The following is a 15,648-nucleotide window of genomic DNA, read 5'->3' on the forward strand; positions in this document are numbered from 1 at the left end:
GGCTAAAAATGCCTGCTGATGTCTCTTTATGTATTCCGTGGCCAATCAAGCTTTCGAAGGAGGATGAATGCAAAACACCACCCGTTTCGCCAGCGGCCGCGACCGCGACCTGGTCTGCCTGGGCCGGCTGGCGGTGGACCTGTACGCGCAGCAGCTGGGCGCGCCGCTGGAAGACGCGGCCAGCTTCGCCAAATACCTGGGCGGCTCCTCCGCCAACATCGCCTTCGGCGCGGCCCGGCTGGGTTTGAAATCGGCGATGCTGTCCCGCGTCGGCGACGAGCAGATGGGACGCTTCCTGCTCAAGACCCTGAGCGCCGAAGGCTGCGACGTCAGCCAGGTGAGGGTGGACCCGGAGCGGCTGACCGCCCTGACCCTGCTGGGCATCAAGGACCGCGACACCTTTCCTCTGCTGTTCTACCGCGAAAACTGCGCCGACATGGCGCTCGGCGTTGAGGACATCGACGAGGACTTCATCGCCGGCAGCCAGGCCTTGCTGATCACCGGCACCCATCTGTCCCGGCCCGGGGTGGAGGCGGCCAGCCGCCGCGCGCTGCAATACGCGCGCCGCCACGACGCGCGCACGGTACTGGACATCGATTACCGGCCGGTGCTGTGGGGCCTGGCCAGCCGCGGCGACGGCGAAACCCGCTACATCGCCAGCGAGGAGGTCAGCGCTCATTTGCAGAGCCTGCTCCCCGAGTTCGACCTCATCGTCGGCACCGAGGAGGAGTTCCTGATCGCCGGCGGCGCGACCGAGCTGATGCCGGCCTTGGCCCGGGTGCGCGCGCTGAGCCGGGCGGTGCTGGTGGTCAAGCTGGGCCCGCTGGGCTGCGCGGTGATTCCCGACGCGGTGCCGGCGCGCATCGAGGACGCCTTCAGCGTGGCCGGCGCGCCAGTGGAGGTGATGAACGTGCTGGGCGCCGGCGACGCCTTCCTGGCCGGCTTCCTGTCCGCCTGGCTGCGCGGCGGCGACTACGCTGAATGCTGCCGCCGCGCCAACGCCTGCGGCGCGCTGGTGGTGTCGCGCCACGGCTGCGCGCCGGCGATGCCGACCCCGGCCGAGCTGGAGCGCTTTCTCGCCGCGCCGATGCGGCGGCCGGGCGAGGACGCGGCCTTGAGCCGGCTGCATCGGGTCAGCGCGGCGCGGCCGCGCTGGGACGAATTGTGCGTGTTCGCCTTCGACCACCGCAGCCAGTTCTTCGAACTGGCGCGCGCGGCGGGCGCGGACGAGGCGCGGCTGCCGCGTTTGAAGCAACTGCTGGTGCAAGCGGTGGCCGACGTCGAGCAGCGGCTGAATCTGCACGGGCGGGTGGGGGTGTTGATCGACGAGCGCTACGGCGCCGACGCGCTGTCCGCCGCCACCGGCCGCGGCTGGTGGGTGGGCCGGCCGGTGGAGCTGCCCGGCTCCAATCCGCTGGTGTTCGAGCAAGGCCGCGCGATGGCCGGCGCCTTGAACGCCTGGCCGCGCGAGCAGGTGATCAAATGCCTGGTCCAGTACCACCCGGACGATGAGCTGGACAACCGGCTGGAACAGGAGGCGCAGGTCCGCGCGCTCTACGACGCCGCCCAGGCCAGCGGTCACGAGCTGCTGCTGGAAATCATCCCGTCCAAGGATTTGCCGCGCGCCGCCGACACCGTCTACCGCGCGCTCAAGCGCCTGTACAACCTGGGCGTTTATCCAGACTGGTGGAAGCTGGAGCCGCCCGCCGCCGCGCAATGGCCGGCGCTGGATGCGCTGATCGCCGAGCGCGATCCCTATTGCCGCGGCGTGGTGCTGCTGGGGCTGAACGCGCCCTTGGACGCGCTGCGCCAGGGCTTCGCCGCCGCGCGCGCCAGCCGCAGCTGCCGCGGCTTCATGGTGGGGCGCAGCCTGTTCCAGCGGCCGGCCGAACGCTGGCTGGCCGGCGAGATCGACGACGCCGGCCTGGTGGCCGAGGCCGGCGCGCGATTCGCCGAGCTGGTGGCGGTGTGGCGCGAGGAGAGGGCGTTGGCGCTTGAGTCACAACATCCACGGAAAAACGCCGACTAATTCTTGCCACGGAAACACACGGAAGGACACGGAAAAAGACAGCGTAGATACAAACGTGGCTTGCGTGCTGTCTCGTGGGTTTCGCGGTTTGCGTTTTGGGTTTTGAGCCACGGAAACACACGGAAGGACACGGAAAAAGACAGCGTAGATACAAACGTAGCTTGCGTGCTGTTTCGTGGGTTTCGCGGTTGGCGTTTTGGGTTTTGAGCCACGGAAACACACGGAAGGACACGGAAAAAGACAGCGTAGATACCAACGTGGCCTGCGTGCTGTCCGTGGGTTTCGCGGTTGGCGTTTTGGATTTCGAGCCACGGAAACACAAGGAAGAACGCCGTGTTTGACCCGATTTTTGTCATGCAGCTCAGGAAGTGACACAAATGCAGTCATCGTTTTTGGCTTTGTCGGTGTGCTTCCGTGTGTTTCCGTGGCTAATAAAAATGGTTTCGTGGGTTCCGTGGCAAGAAAAGCCGCGCTGATTTTATAAGGAATGAGCATGAGCACGATCCGTTTGACCATGGCCCAGGCGTTGGTGCGCTACCTGGCCGCGCAGCGGGTGGAACTGGACGGCGAGGAGCTGCCGCTGTTCGCCGGGGTGTGGGCCATCTTCGGCCACGGCAACGTCGCCGGCCTGGGCGAGGCGCTGCAACAGGCCGGCGACAGCCTGCCCACCTGGCGCGCTCACAATGAGCAGGGCATGGCCCACGCCGCCATCGCCTACGCCAAAGCCCATTTCCGCCGCCGGATGATGGCGGTGACCAGCTCCATCGGTCCCGGCGCCACCAATCTGGTTACCGCCGCGGCGTTGGCCCACGTCAACCGGCTGCCCTTGCTGCTCTTGCCCGGCGACGTGTTCGTGTCGCGCGCGCCGGACCCGGTGCTGCAGCAACTGGAAGCGCCGCAGGACGGCACGCTGTCGGTCAACGACTGCCTGCGGCCGGTGTCGCGCTATTTCGACCGCATCGTCCACCCGGCGCAGCTGCTCACGGCCTTGCCGCGCGCGCTGGCGGTGCTGACCGATCCGGCGCAATGCGGGCCGGCCACGCTGGCGCTGCCGCAGGACGTGCAGACCATGGCCTGGGATTATCCGGCCGACTGGTTCCGGCCGCGGCTGTGGCGCATCGCCGCGCCGCCGCCGGAACCGAACGCGCTGGAGCGGGCGGCGCGGGCGCTGGCCGCCGCGCGGCGGCCGCTGATCGTGGCCGGCGGCGGCGTGCTCTACAGCGCCGGCGGCGCGGCGGCCTTGCGCGCCTTCGCCGAGCGCCACGGCGCGCCGGTGGCCGAGACCCAGGCCGGCAAGAGCGCCTTGCCCTGGGACCACCCGCTGCAATTGGGGGCGATCGGCGTCACCGGCTCGCCGGCCGCCAACCGGCTGGCGGAACGGGCTGACTTGGTACTGGCGCTGGGCAGCCGCTTGCAGGACTTCAGCACCGGCTCCGGGCAGCTGTTCCGCCAGGCGCGGCTGCTCAGCGTCAACGTCAACGCGCTGGACGGGATCAAGGCCGACGCCGTGGCCCTGAGCGGCGACGCCGCGCTGTGCCTGGACGCGCTGTCGGCGCGGCTGGACGGCTGGAGCGCCGACGCCGGCTGGAGCGCCGAGGCGCGCGCGCTGGCCGATGACTGGCGCGCGGAGACGGCGCGCGTCACCGGCCAGCGACAGCCTCACGGCCTGCCTTGTCTTCCTTATGAAGGCGAGGTGATCGGCGCGGTACAGCGCCACCCCGGCTCCGAGCGCGACGACATCGTGGTCTGCGCCGCCGGCACCCTGCCGGCCGAGCTGCACAAGCTGTGGCGCGCGGCGACGCCGGGCGGCTACCACCTGGAATACGGCTATTCCTGCATGGGCTATGAAATCGCCGGCGGCCTGGGCGTGAAGATGGCGCGGCCGGAGCGCGAAGTCATCGTGATGGTGGGCGACGGCAGCTATCTGATGATGAACAGCGAGTTGGCCACCTCGGTGATGCTGGACCAGAAACTGATCGTGGTGCTGTTGGACAACCGCGGCTACGGCTGCATCAACCGCTTGCAGCAGGCCTGCGGCGGCGCGCCGTTCAACAATTTGCTGGACGACTGCCGCCAGGGCCGCCACGGCGCGCCGCGGGTGGATTTCGCCGCCCATGCCCGCGCGCTGGGCGCCGAGGCCGAGCACGTGGCCGACATCGCCGGCCTGGAGGCGGCGCTGGTCCGCGCCCGCGCCGCGGAACGCAGTTATCTGATCGTGATCGACACCGATCCGGCGCGCACCACCGAGGCCGGCGGCTGCTGGTGGGAAGTGGCGGTGCCGGAGGTATCGGAACGGGCCGAGGTGCGCGCCGCGCGCCAGGCGTACGAAGACCGGCTGCGCCGGCGTCAATACGAATAGCGGGGAACAGCGCAATGCATGCATTCGACGTGAAAATCGGCATCAATCCGATTTCCTGGAGCAATGACGACCTGCCGTCGCTGGGCGGCGAAATCTCGCTGCAGCAGGCGCTGGCCGAAGGCGCGGCCATAGGCTACCGCGGTTTTGAGCTGGGCAATAAGTTTCCGCGTCAGCCGGAGGCGCTGGCGGCGGCGCTGGCGCCGCACGGCCTGCAATGCGTGTCCGGCTGGCATTCCGGCCGTCTGGCCGAGCGCGGCGTGGATGAGGAAATCGCCGCCGTGGAGCCGCATCTGCGGCTGTTGGCCGCCAGCGGCTGCCGGGTGATGGTCTACGGCGAAGTGGCCCAGGCGATACAGGGCCAGCCGCGGCCCTTGAGCCAGCGTCCGCGCTTTGGCTCGGAGCGGCAATGGCGCGACTACGGCGAGCGGCTGAACGCCTTCGGCCGCCATCTGCAAAGCCACGGCCTGACGCTGGCCTACCATCACCATATGGGCGCCTACGTCGAAACCCCGGACGATGTGGACGCGCTGATGGCGGTCACCGGCCCGGAAGTGGGCCTGCTGTTCGACAGCGGCCACATCGCCTTTGCCGGTGGCGAACCGCTGGCGGTGCTGCGCCGCCATATCGGCCGCGTGGTCCACGTCCATTGCAAGGATATCCGCCCGCAGGTGGCGCGGCTGGCGCGCAACCGCGGCTGGAGTTTTCTGGAGGCAGTGCTCAACGGCGTGTTCACCGTGCCCGGCGACGGCGTCATCGATTTCGAAGCCCTGCTGCGCATGCTGGCCGAGCACGGCTATCGCGGCTGGCTGGTGGTGGAGGCGGAGCAGGACCCGGTGGTGGCGCCCAGCTACCGCTACGCCGAGCTGGGCTTCCGCACCCTGGCGGGGCTGGTGGCCGCCATCCGCGCCGGCGCGCCGGAAAGGAGCTGCGCATGAATCAGCCTGATTTGCGCGTCAAGGCGACGGCCGGCCGCGTCGCCGCCGACATCACCCCGGCCTCCGCCGGCTGGCACCATGTCGGTTTCCGCGCCTTGCGCCTGGCCGACGGCGAGGCCGAGGACTGGCTGCAAGCGGAGCGGGAATGCTGCGTGGTGGTGCTGGCCGGCGTCGTCGACCTCATCGCCGGCGACCAACACTGGCCGGGCGTGGGCGGCCGCGCCGATGTGTTCGACGGGCAAGCGCCGTGGGCGGCTTATATTCCCGCCGGCTGTGCGTTGCGCATCGTCGCCCGCGGCGCGGCGGAAGTGGCTTTGTGTTCGGCGCCGGGCCGGCCGCTGATCCGGCCGCCGCGGCTGATCCGGCCGCAGGACATGGCGCAGAGCGTGCGCGGGCAGGGGAGCAACACCCGCTACGTCACCGACATCCTGCCGCAGCAGGCGGAGGCGGACGGCCTGCTGGTGGTGGAAGTACGCACCCCGTCCGGTCATTCGTCCAGCTATCCGCCGCACAAGCACGACCGCGACGCGCTGCCGGCGGAAAGCCAGCTGGAGGAAACCTATTACCACCGGGTGAGCCCGGCGCAGGGCTTCGTGTTTCAGCGCGTCTACACCGACGAGCGCGATCTGGACCAATCCCACGCGGTGGAGGACGGCGACGTGGTGCTGGTGCCGCGCGGCTATCATCCGGTGTGCGTGCCGCACGGTTATGAATCCTACTACCTCAACGTGATGGCCGGGCCGCGCCGCGAATGGCGCTTCCACAACGACCCGGCGCATGAGTGGATGCTGTCCGCCGCGACCTGAGGCGCGGCGGCGGGGCTTGGGTTGGCGCGGGCGGCGGTGTAAACTGCCGCTTTTACGACCGCGTCGGTCCCTTGCCTGGATTCCGCCATGCCCACGCCTCATGCCGCACGCCGCGCCCGCCTGCTGTCCGCCCTGGGCGACGCCGTCGCGGTGCTGCCCACCGCGCCGGAAGCGGTGCGCAACGCCGATAATTTCTATCCCTATCGCCCGGACAGCCATTTCCTGTACCTGACCGGCTTCGCCGAGCCGGAAGCGGTGTTGGTGCTGGACGGGCGCAGCGGCAAGTCCATCCTGTTCTGCCGCGACAAGAATCCGGACATGGAAATCTGGGAAGGCTTCCGCCACGGGCCGCAGGCGGCGGCGGAGGCTTTCGGCTTCGACGAGGCTTATCCCGTCGCCGAGCTGGACGCGCGGATGCTGGAGCTGCTGTCCGGTTGCGGCCGGCTGTGCTGGAGTCTGGGCCGCGACGCCAAATTCGACGTGCGCGTCAACGGCTGGCTGGACAGCCTGCGCCAGCGCGCCTACCACGGCGCGCCGGCGCCCAGCTGCTACGGCGACGTGCACGCGCTGCTGGACGAGATGCGCCTGATCAAGGACGACAGCGAGATCGCGCTGCTGCGCCGCGCCGGCGAGATTTCCGCCGCCGGTCATGTGCAGGCGATGCGCGCCACCCGGCCCGGCCTGCATGAATACCAGATCGAGGCGGAAATCCTGCACGCCTTCGTCAGCCGCGGCGCGCGCCAGCCTTCCTACGAAAGCATCGTCGCCGGCGGCGCCCATGCCTGCACCCTGCATTACTGCGCCAACAACGGCTTGCTGCGCGACGGCGAGATGCTGTTGATCGACGCCGGCTGCGAGCTGGAAGGCTACGCCGGCGACATCACCCGCAGTTTCCCGATCAACGGCCGTTTCAGCGGCCCGCAGCGCGACGTCTACGAAGTGGTGCTGGCGGCGCAGGCGGCGGCCATCGCCGCCTTGGGGCCGAATGTGCCCTGGAACGCGTCCGGCGACACCGCGCTGGCGGTGCTGGCCCAGGGCATGCTGGACCTGGGGCTGCTGCAAGGCAGCGTGGACGGGGTGATCGAATCCGGCGCCTACCGCCAGTTTTACATGCACGGCATCGGCCATCTGATCGGCCTGGACGTGCACGATGTGGGCGCGCGCAAGCGCAACGGCCTGTGGCGCGCCTATCAGCCCGGCATGTGCGTGACGGTGGAGCCGGGCTTGTACATCCGCCCGGCGGACGGAGTGCCGGCCGCGCTGCACCATATCGGCGTGCGCATCGAGGACGATGTGCTGATCACCGAGCAGGGCTGCGAGGTCTATACCGGCGGCGTGCCCAAGCGCATCGACGAGATCGAGGCGCTGATGAATCAGGATTGAATTCCGGAGCCTGTGTCCCGAGGAAACAGGAGGAAACAGGAGGAAACAGAATGCAGCAACAGATAAATGAACATGCGGATGTGGTGATCATAGGCGGCGGCCCGGTGGGGGCGCTGGCCGCCTTGCGGCTGGCGCGCGCCGGCCGCGAGGTGACGCTGGTGGAAGCCCGCGGCCGCGACGAGGCGGTGCGCGACGCGCGCGCGCTGGCGCTGTCCTGGCACAGCCGCGAACTGCTGCGCGAAGCTGGCGCCTGGCCGGAGGATTTGCCGGCATCCGTGATCGACAGCGTGCACGTGTCGCAGCAAGGCGCTTGCGGCCGCACCCTGTTGCGGGGCGAGGACGTGGGCCTGCCGCACCTGGGCGCGGTGGTGGATTATCCGGCGCTGGTGGCGGCGCTGGGCGGCGCGCTGGAGCGCGCCGGCGTGCGCGTGCTGTGGCGGCACCGGGTGCGGGCGGTCAAAAGCCTCAGCCATTACGCGGTGGTGACGGTGACGTCCGACGCCGGCGAGAGCGTGTTGACCTGTCGGCTAGCGGTGATGGCCGAGGGCGGCGCGTTGGCGGAGAGCCTGCCCGGCATCAAGCGCCTGAGCCACGATTACCGCCAGTGCGCGGTGTTGGCCGAGGTGCGCACCGAATTGCCGCCCAAGGGCGTGGCCTATGAGCGCTTCGCCCATGACGGGCCGCTGGCCCTGCTGCCGCACGGCGACGCTTATATGTTGGTGTGGACCCGCAGCGCCGAGGACGCCGCCCGCTTGCAGGCGGCCGACGACGCCGAGGTGGCCGCCGCCTTGCAGCAGGCCTTCGGCGAGCGGCAAGGCCGCATTCTGAGCGTGGGGCCGCGCGCGGCGTTTCCGCTGGCGTTGAAGCAGCTCAACCGCGTGGTCAGCGGCCGGGTGGCGATGATAGGCAACGCCGCGCAAACCATGCATCCGGTGGCGGCGCAGGGCCTGAACCTGGGCCTGCGCGACGCCGCCGGCCTCAGCGCGGCGCTGGCCGGCGCGGCCGATCCCGGCGACGCCGCCGCGCTGGCGGCCTACGCGGCGTCGCGGCGGGTGGACAGCCACGCGGTGGTGGGCTTCACCCACGGTTTGATCAAATTGTTCGACGGCCACCATCCGGTGGTCAGCGCCATGCGCAGCGTCGGCCTCAGCGCGCTGGACGCGCTGCCGCCGCTGCGGCGCAAGTTCGCCAGCCATTTGGTGTTCGGCGTCTGATGGGAGCGGATGTGAAAGCATTGCAGTACGACGTGATCGTGGTCGGCGGCGGCCTGGTGGGCGCCAGCCTGGCGCTGGCGCTGGACCGCGCGGGCAAGCGGGTGGCCTTGCTCGAAGGACGGCCGCCCGAGCTTCAGGACCTGGACCAGGGCTGGGACGCGCGCATCTACGCGGTGAGCCCGGCCAATCGCCGTTTCCTGGAGAGCCTGGACGCCTGGCCCGGCGCCGAGCGCCTGGGCGCGATCGAGGCTATGGACGTGCGCGGCGACGCTGGCGGCCGCATCGAGTTCGCCGCCAGCGACGCCGGCGAGCCGGCGCTGGCCTGGATCGCAGAGAACCGCTGGCTGCTGGCCGCCTTGTGGCGGCGGCTGGCGGCGTCCGGCGTGGATTGCCTGGCGGGCATCAAGCCGCAGGCGCTGCGCGCCGACGCGCTGGGCGCGGAGCTGACGCTGGAAGACGGCCGCCGCTTGAGCGCCGCGCTGCTGGCCGGCGCCGACGGCGCCAACTCCTGGGTGCGCGAGCAGGCCGGCTTGAACGCCAGCGTCAAACCCTACGGCCAGAGCGGGGTGGTGGCCAATTTCGACTGCGAACGCCCGCACGGCGGCGTGGCGCGGCAATGGTTCACCGGCGACAGCATCCTGGCCTGGCTGCCCATGGCCGGGAACCGAATTTCCATGGTGTGGTCAACTTCTGATCCCTCGCGCTTGCTGGAGCTGCCGCCGGAGCAACTGGCGGCGACGGTGGCGGCGGCCGGAGGACGGGAGCTGGGCGAGTTGACCTGCCTCACCCCCGCGGCGGCGTTTCCGCTGCGCTTGATCCAGCCGGAGCGGGTGGCGGCGGAGCGCGTGGTCCTGGTGGGCGACGCGGCCCACACCGTGCATCCCCTGGCCGGCCAGGGGGTGAACCTGGGCTTCCAGGACGCGGCGCAATTGGCCGCGCTGTTGGCCGGCGAACGCGACGCCGGAGACTGGATGCTGCTGCGCCGTTACGAGCGCCGGCGGCGCGAAGCGGTGAAAACCATGCAATTGGGCTGCGACGGCTTGTTCCAGCTGTTTCACGCCCAAGGGCCGGGCCTGTCCTGGCTGCGCAACACCGGCTTGAACCTGACCAATTGCCTGAAGCCTTTGAAGCGGCAATTCGCTCGGCAGGCGATTGGTTACTGAACCTCCTTTCAAGGATAAAGATTGATGAAGAAGAACCTGAAGTCCCTGGCGCTGGGCGCCTCCCTGATGATGGCGCTGGCCGCTTGCTCGCAAGCCGCCGGCAGCGGCAACGCCGGCGACGTGAAGAAGGCGTTTGAAGGCCGTTTCCCCGGCAAGCCGGTCAAGGCGGTGAGCGCCACCCCGGTGAAAGGGATTTTCGAGGTGGTGGTGGACAATAAGCAGGTGGTGTACACCAACGCCGACGCCAGCTATCTGTTTGTCGGCGATCTGATCGACGCGGTGAAGAAGGAAAGCCTGACAGAGAAGAAAATGGCCGAGCTGAACAAGGTGGACTTCAAGTCGCTGCCGTTTGAATACGCGCTGAAGGAAGTGCGCGGCAAGGGCGAGCGCAAGCTGGCGGTGTTCTCCGATCCGGACTGCCCGTTCTGCAAGAAGCTGGAGCGCGAAGGCCTGAAGAATCTGGACAACGTGACCATCTACACCTTCCTCTACCCGCTGTCCCAGTTGCACCCGGACGCGATGCGCAAGTCCAAGCAGATCTGGTGCTCGCCCGACAAAGTGGCGGCCTGGTCCGGCTTCATGCGCGACGGCAAGCCGCTGACCGGTCCGGACAATTGCGACACTCCGCTGGAGAAGATTCAGCAGCTGGGCGAGAAGCTGGGCATCACCGGCACGCCGGGCCTGATCTTCGCCAACGGCCAGCTGGTGCCGGGCGCGATCGATGGCGACGATATCGAGAAGCTGCTCAACGCCAAGTGAGCGCATGAAGGCAGGCGCCGCTAAGCGGAATTCCACGGCCTGCCCCTGCGTCCGCGCGACGCCGGGGCAGGCCGTTGTCGCGCCTGGCGGACGGCGATGACGGCGCGGCCGGGCCGGCGCTTGTCCGACGGCGACCGCCTGTTGCTGGGCCTGTCGCTGTCGCTGGCCTTGCACGGGCTGGCCTTGTTCGCGCCGTGGCCGGCCGGCGGCGCGCAGGGCGCGGTTTCCGGCCTGAGCGTGCGTCTGTCCGCCGCGCCGCCGCCTGCCAGCGCGGCGCGGGAAGCCGTCCGGCCCGCGGCTTCCGGCCTTGCCGCGGAGCCGGCCGCCCTGCCGCCGGCCATGACCGGGCCCGGGGCGTCGCAAGCCTTGGCGGAGGCGTCGGCGCCGAGGCAGGAGACGCTGCCGGCGGCCGCGTCCGTCCCCGCGCCGGAAGCCTCCGCGCCGGCGGCAAACGGCGAGCAAGCCGCCGCCGCCGATGAGGGGCTGCCGCAGCGGCTGGGCCTGGACCTTTATTATCCGGCCGGACAGCTGGAGCGCCTGGCGGAGCCGCTGGAGCCCATCGTGCCGCCGATACTGGCCGATATGCCTGGGGATCCGCCGGTGTTCGAGCTGCGCGTCTATATCAATGAGCAGGGCGGGGTGGACGCGGCGCAATGGGCGGGCGCGGCGCCGGCGGACGGCGACGCGCAGCTGGAGCCGTTCCGGCGCGCGCGCTTCTTGCCTGCGCGCAAAGACGGCATTGCGGTGAAGAGCTATAAACGAATTCTGCTGGAGACGGCGCCGTTGACGGAAACGGCGGCGCCGGGCCGGCCTTAGAACGTGTTTACGATCTGCCGCGCGTCGCGGGGCGTTGCATGGTGAGCGCCCCTTCGAAAGGCTCATGCGCCGCGTGCGCACTCCGCTTTCTCAGACGTTTTCGCCTTGTCTCGCCTTAGCTCGCGAGATCGAGAACACATTCTCAAGCCTGTTCAAGGCTCTCCCGGGCCAGGGCGGCCTTGGAGCGGGCCGGTGGAACAAAATTGAGGCCGGACGCCGGGCCGGCGGCTGACCAAGGGCGCGGGTTCGTGGTAAATTCCGCTCTCCGGCGCTGCTTGCCGGAGGCTAACATCTCCAATCAGGGGCGTACGAACGTCCCGGTCTTCAACAAAGGAATTCCCATGTCTGATCTGCAGACTCTGTTCACCCAGGCTCAGGCCGATGTCAAGACCCTGTCCGAGCGTCCGGACAACCAGACCCTGTTGCAGCTGTACGCGCTGTTCAAGCAGGCGACCGAAGGCGACGCCGCCGGCGAGCGCCCGGGCATGATGGACTTCATCAACCGCGCCAAATTCGACGCCTGGGAAAAGCTGAAAGGCAAGGGCAGCGACGAGGCCAAGCAGGAATACGTGGACGTGGTGAAGCGTCTGCTGGAAGAGTAAGCCGGCCGCCAGAACGGGCCGCCCGCGGGCGGCGCCGTTTGCGGCGGCGAAGCGGCACCGGTCCCGCGTGCCGATTTTTTTTAGAAGTTGTTCGCCATCCCGCGGGGCAAGCCCGCGAAACGGGCGCCGCGGCCGAAGCGGCCCGCGGATCGCGAACGGGTTCTCAACTGCCGCCGGCTGTTGCCCAGCAGCGCGCGGCGGTACGGTTTTTCAATCAAGTGAAGCGTTGGCCAAGATGAAGAGAGTCTTTTGCTTGCTGGTTTTCGCCCTGCTGGCGCAAGCGTGCCGGGCCGGCGACGATCCGGTTTTGCTGGTGGTGTCGGGCAAGATCAGCCATTTCACCGATTCGGCGCGCGGCGTGTACGAGTTCCGCGAGAGCGCGCTGATGGCCTTGCCGCAAACTTCGCTGGTCACCGCCACCAGCTGGACGCCCAAGGCCACCTTCAGCGGGCCGCTGGTGCGGGACATTCTGAATAAAGTGGGCGCCTACGGCCACCAGGCCCAGTTCGTGGCGCTCAACGACTATACCTATTCCATTCCGGTCAGCGAGCTGGTCAAGTATCGCGCCATCCTGGCGCGCCGCTTCAATCAGCAGCCGATGAACGTGGCCCGCTACGGGCCCTTGTGGTTGATGTATCCGCTGGAGCAGATGCCGGATTCGGCCAAGGGGCCGGCGCTGGACGCCAAGCTGATCTGGCAGATAGACGGTTTGGTGGTGAACTGATGGACCAGGACAATCAAGCGTCGTCCGCCGCCGCGCCGGGCTGGCTCAGTCGCCTGCGGCGGCTGATTTCCGGCTGGGGCGGCTGGCCGGAGGGCCGGCGCATGCTGTGGGTGGGCTTGCTGGTGCTGATCACCGCCGCCGGCGGCATGTATTACAGCATCAGCCAGCTGGGCAAGGTCAATTCCGTGGCCAATAGCAGCGAGGATTTGTATTGGTCGGTGGCGCAGTTCCAGCTGGAAATGGAGCGCGCCAAGTCCGCGCTGGTGGGTTTCCAGGCCGGCCGCATCAAGCAAGACGAGTTGTTGCGGCGGCTGGAAGTGGCCAATAGCCGTTTCCACGTGTTTGCCGAACCGGCGCCGGTGCGGGTGCAGATGTTGCTGCGCCAGGTGAAGGGCTTCGACACCCTGGTGGCGGATTACCAGCAATTGTTCAACGACCCCGCCTTCAGCCGCCCGGCGCTGGACTCGGCGCCGGCGCTGCTGGAGCGCATCGATCTGCTGCGGCCGCAACTGATGGCCTTCGCCGTGGAGGCGAGGGTGGCCGAGGTCAAGAGCCGCACCGAGCGGCTGGAGGACCTGGACCGCCAGCGCAGCAATGTGCTGTATCTGCAATCGGTGCTGTGGGGCGTGATCTGCGCGGTCATCCTGCTGTTGTCGCGCTACAGCTCGGTCAAGCGTTTGGCCAGCGCCAAACAGGCCTTGCTGGAGAAGGAGCAGTCCGCGCATCAGGCCACGGTGGCGATGGAGCTGGACCGCACCACCTTCCTGGCCACGCTGAGCCACGAGATCCGCTCGCCCTTGCAGTCCATGCAGGTGTGCATCGAGCTGCTGGAGCCGGTGGCGGACGGCCAGAAGACCGCGCGCACCGCCTTGCAACGTTTGAAAACCAGCGTGTCGCATTTGTCGGCCCAGGTGCACGACATCATGGACATCAGCGCCATCCGCAATATGAAGCTGCGGATGAATCCGCAGCCCATGCCCTTGGCCGAGGTGCTGCAAGCCACCATGGACGTGATGCGGCCGCTGGCCGACGCCAAGGGCCTGGCGCTGAACTACCAGGCCGGGCCGCTGCCGGCCAAGGTGGTGCTGGACGAGGTCAGGCTGCGCCAGGTGGTGGGCAATCTGGTGTCCAACGCCATCCGCTACACCGACAGCGGCGCGGTGACGGTCAGCGTGTCCTGCCTGCGCGCCACCGGCCACCATGAACTGGTGCTGCAGGTGCGCGACACCGGCGTGGGCATTCCGCTGGAGTATCAGCAGCGCATTTTCCAGCCCTTCATCCAGGGCAAGCACCGCCGCGCCGGCAGTTGCGGCCTGGGCCTGTCCATCGTCAAGGAGTTGGTCAATCTGTTCGGCGGCTGCATCGAGCTGGACAGCGCCGAGGGCAAGGGCGCCTGCTTCACCGTGCGCCTGCCGGTGCAGGCGCTGGAGTCGGCCGGTCCGCAGTCGGTGCTGATCGTGGACGACGACGCCGACATCCGCGACACCCTGGCCGAGCTGCTGCAGCGCGAGGGTTACCAAGTGGCCACCGCGGAGACGGCGGCGCTGGCCGAGCAGGCGCTGGAGCGGGCCGATTTCGATACCGTGCTGCTGGACATGCATCTGGGCGCGGACAGCGGCTATCAGGTGGCGGAGCGGGCCTGGAGCGGCCGGCGCGCCGAACAGACCGCCGTCGTCGGCATGAGCGCTTACCCGGAGGCGTTTCAGGATCCGCGCGCCCAGCGTTTCGCCGGCATCCTGGCCAAACCCTTCGACGCCGGCCAGCTGCGGCAGATGCTGGACGTGGTGGCCAGACGCGGCTGAACGCGGCGGCGCATGGCCGGACAGAAAAAAGCCCTGGAGATCCAGGGCTTTTTCATGTCGCTCGGCGGCTGGAGCGGGTCTGCTCAGACTTCCAGATCATGGGCCGCGGTCACCACATTGGTGATCTGCAGCGCCAGGATGGAGCCCGGCGTGGGCTTGCCGATGTAGTAAACGCCCTGGATGCGCAGCGCCTGCTGCAAGGCGGATTCGTATTCCTCGGCGTGGCCGGTCAGCACGATGATGGGCACGGTGGCCGAGCGCTGGCGTATGGTTTCTATCACTTTCATGCAATCGTCGTCGCCCAGCACCCAGTCCAGCACGAAGGCGTCGAACTCCTCGTGCGGCAGCGCGGCCAGCAGCTCGGACGGGGACTCGTAGGGCAGGGCGAACAGGCCCTGGCGCACCAGCACCGCCGCCAGGATGTCGGCGTCCATATCGTCCAGCACCGCCACCAGCAGCCGTTTGTTATTGGCGCGCTTGGGCGGCTGCACCGCCAGATAGGTGACTTCGTGGCCGTTGATGCAGCGGTCGTGGCTGCCCGGATACACGTGCCAGCTGTCACCCTGGCGGCGCGCCAGCAAGAGCGGCGAGATGGAGTCGTCCTGGACCACGTCGCCCAGCTGTATCCAGCAATGGGCTTCCTCGGTGTGGTCGGTCAGGTGGAGGATGGCCGGGATCAGGTCGGCGTCCGGCACCCGCACCGGCCGGCGGTTGTCTTGCGACACCAGCAGCTCGGAGGTGGGCAGGCCCAGGTATTGCGCCAGCTTCTCCAATTGACCCAACTGCCACTGGCTGCTGCCGTTGAGCTTGCGGTAGGTTTGCGACGCGCTCAGGCCCAGCACTTCCTCGATCAGGCTGACCTGTTGCGACTCCGCCAGGCCGCGCTGTTCCAGATGCGTGCGGATATTGGCGTTGATGATTTCAGTGGTTGGCTTGTTCTGTGTCATTTGCATGTCTTTGGAGTAGGGCGACTATCGGGTCGTTCTGATCCGCAGCTTGCCGCCGGCGCGGGCGGAGGGCTGCTGTCTTTCTTCATTATCGGCGGCGGCGAGCGGA

Annotated in this window: 13 protein-coding genes; 12 read left to right on the forward strand and 1 reads right to left on the reverse strand. The window is 68.5% G+C overall.

The annotated features are described in order from the left end of the window. The first annotated feature begins 67 nt into the window (after nt 1-67). The 12 genes from QUG03_RS10895 to QUG03_RS10950 all read left to right on the forward strand — a co-directional run bounded on the left by QUG03_RS10895 (nt 68) and on the right by QUG03_RS10950 (nt 14,592). Nucleotides 68-2,029, forward strand: a complete 1,962-nt coding sequence (locus QUG03_RS10895) for a bifunctional 5-dehydro-2-deoxygluconokinase/5-dehydro-2-deoxyphosphogluconate aldolase (protein WP_500819982.1) — start codon at nt 68-70, stop codon at nt 2,027-2,029. Nucleotides 2,030-2,522: 493 nt separating this feature from the next. Continuing rightward, nucleotides 2,523-4,388 carry a 3D-(3,5/4)-trihydroxycyclohexane-1,2-dione acylhydrolase (decyclizing) gene (gene iolD / locus QUG03_RS10900; RefSeq protein WP_500819983.1) on the forward strand — a complete coding sequence of 622 codons (1,866 nt, stop codon included), beginning with the start codon at nt 2,523-2,525 and terminating at the stop codon, nt 4,386-4,388. 14 nt (nt 4,389-4,402) lie between these two features. Further along, nucleotides 4,403-5,323 (forward strand): myo-inosose-2 dehydratase, encoded by a 921-nt coding sequence (iolE, locus tag QUG03_RS10905; protein ID WP_500819984.1) that lies wholly within the window; start codon nt 4,403-4,405, stop codon nt 5,321-5,323. Beyond that, nucleotides 5,320-6,129, forward strand: a complete 810-nt coding sequence (gene iolB / locus QUG03_RS10910; RefSeq protein WP_500819985.1) for a 5-deoxy-glucuronate isomerase — start codon at nt 5,320-5,322, stop codon at nt 6,127-6,129. The genes iolE and iolB overlap by 4 nt, the downstream gene beginning before the upstream one ends. An 87-nt stretch (nt 6,130-6,216) precedes the next feature. Then, nucleotides 6,217-7,512, forward strand: a complete 1,296-nt coding sequence (locus tag QUG03_RS10915; RefSeq protein ID WP_500819986.1) for an aminopeptidase P N-terminal domain-containing protein — start codon at nt 6,217-6,219, stop codon at nt 7,510-7,512. A 50-nt stretch (nt 7,513-7,562) separates the two neighbouring features. Then, the gene (locus QUG03_RS10920) at nt 7,563-8,726 is read left to right on the forward strand and encodes an FAD-dependent oxidoreductase (protein ID WP_500819987.1); all 1,164 of its coding nucleotides are present in this window, start codon (nt 7,563-7,565) and stop codon (nt 8,724-8,726) included. Nucleotides 8,727-8,737: 11 nt separating this feature from the next. Beyond that, complete coding sequence (locus tag QUG03_RS10925) at nt 8,738-9,889, forward strand: UbiH/UbiF family hydroxylase (RefSeq protein ID WP_227104223.1); 1,152 nt, start codon at nt 8,738-8,740, stop codon at nt 9,887-9,889. A 24-nt stretch (nt 9,890-9,913) separates the two neighbouring features. Then, nucleotides 9,914-10,648: a thioredoxin fold domain-containing protein gene (locus tag QUG03_RS10930; RefSeq protein WP_107800060.1), complete on the forward strand. Its 735-nt coding sequence runs from the start codon at nt 9,914-9,916 to the stop codon at nt 10,646-10,648. 96 nt (nt 10,649-10,744) lie between these two features. Next, entirely contained in the window at nt 10,745-11,464 is a 720-nt protein-coding gene (locus QUG03_RS10935) for an energy transducer TonB (RefSeq protein WP_500819988.1), read from the forward strand. 341 nt (nt 11,465-11,805) lie between these two features. Continuing rightward, nucleotides 11,806-12,066 carry an acyl-CoA-binding protein gene (locus QUG03_RS10940; RefSeq protein ID WP_019101840.1) on the forward strand — a complete coding sequence of 87 codons (261 nt, stop codon included), beginning with the start codon at nt 11,806-11,808 and terminating at the stop codon, nt 12,064-12,066. 253 nt (nt 12,067-12,319) lie between these two features. After that, the gene (locus QUG03_RS10945) at nt 12,320-12,790 is read left to right on the forward strand and encodes a putative pterin-binding protein (RefSeq protein ID WP_158274250.1); all 471 of its coding nucleotides are present in this window, start codon (nt 12,320-12,322) and stop codon (nt 12,788-12,790) included. Next, entirely contained in the window at nt 12,790-14,592 is a 1,803-nt protein-coding gene (locus QUG03_RS10950) for an ATP-binding response regulator (RefSeq protein WP_500819989.1), read from the forward strand. Before QUG03_RS10945 ends, QUG03_RS10950 begins: the two co-directional genes overlap by 1 nt. Before the next feature lie 83 nt (nt 14,593-14,675). On the opposite strand, the gene QUG03_RS10955 is transcribed toward QUG03_RS10950, so the two are convergent. Continuing rightward, nucleotides 14,676-15,539, reverse strand: coding sequence for a helix-turn-helix domain-containing protein (locus tag QUG03_RS10955; protein WP_158274251.1), 864 nt, complete (start codon nt 15,537-15,539; stop codon nt 14,676-14,678). Nucleotides 15,540-15,648: the final 109 nt, after the last annotated feature.

It is taken from the genome of Chromobacterium sp. CCUG 30098, from assembly GCF_059916605.1.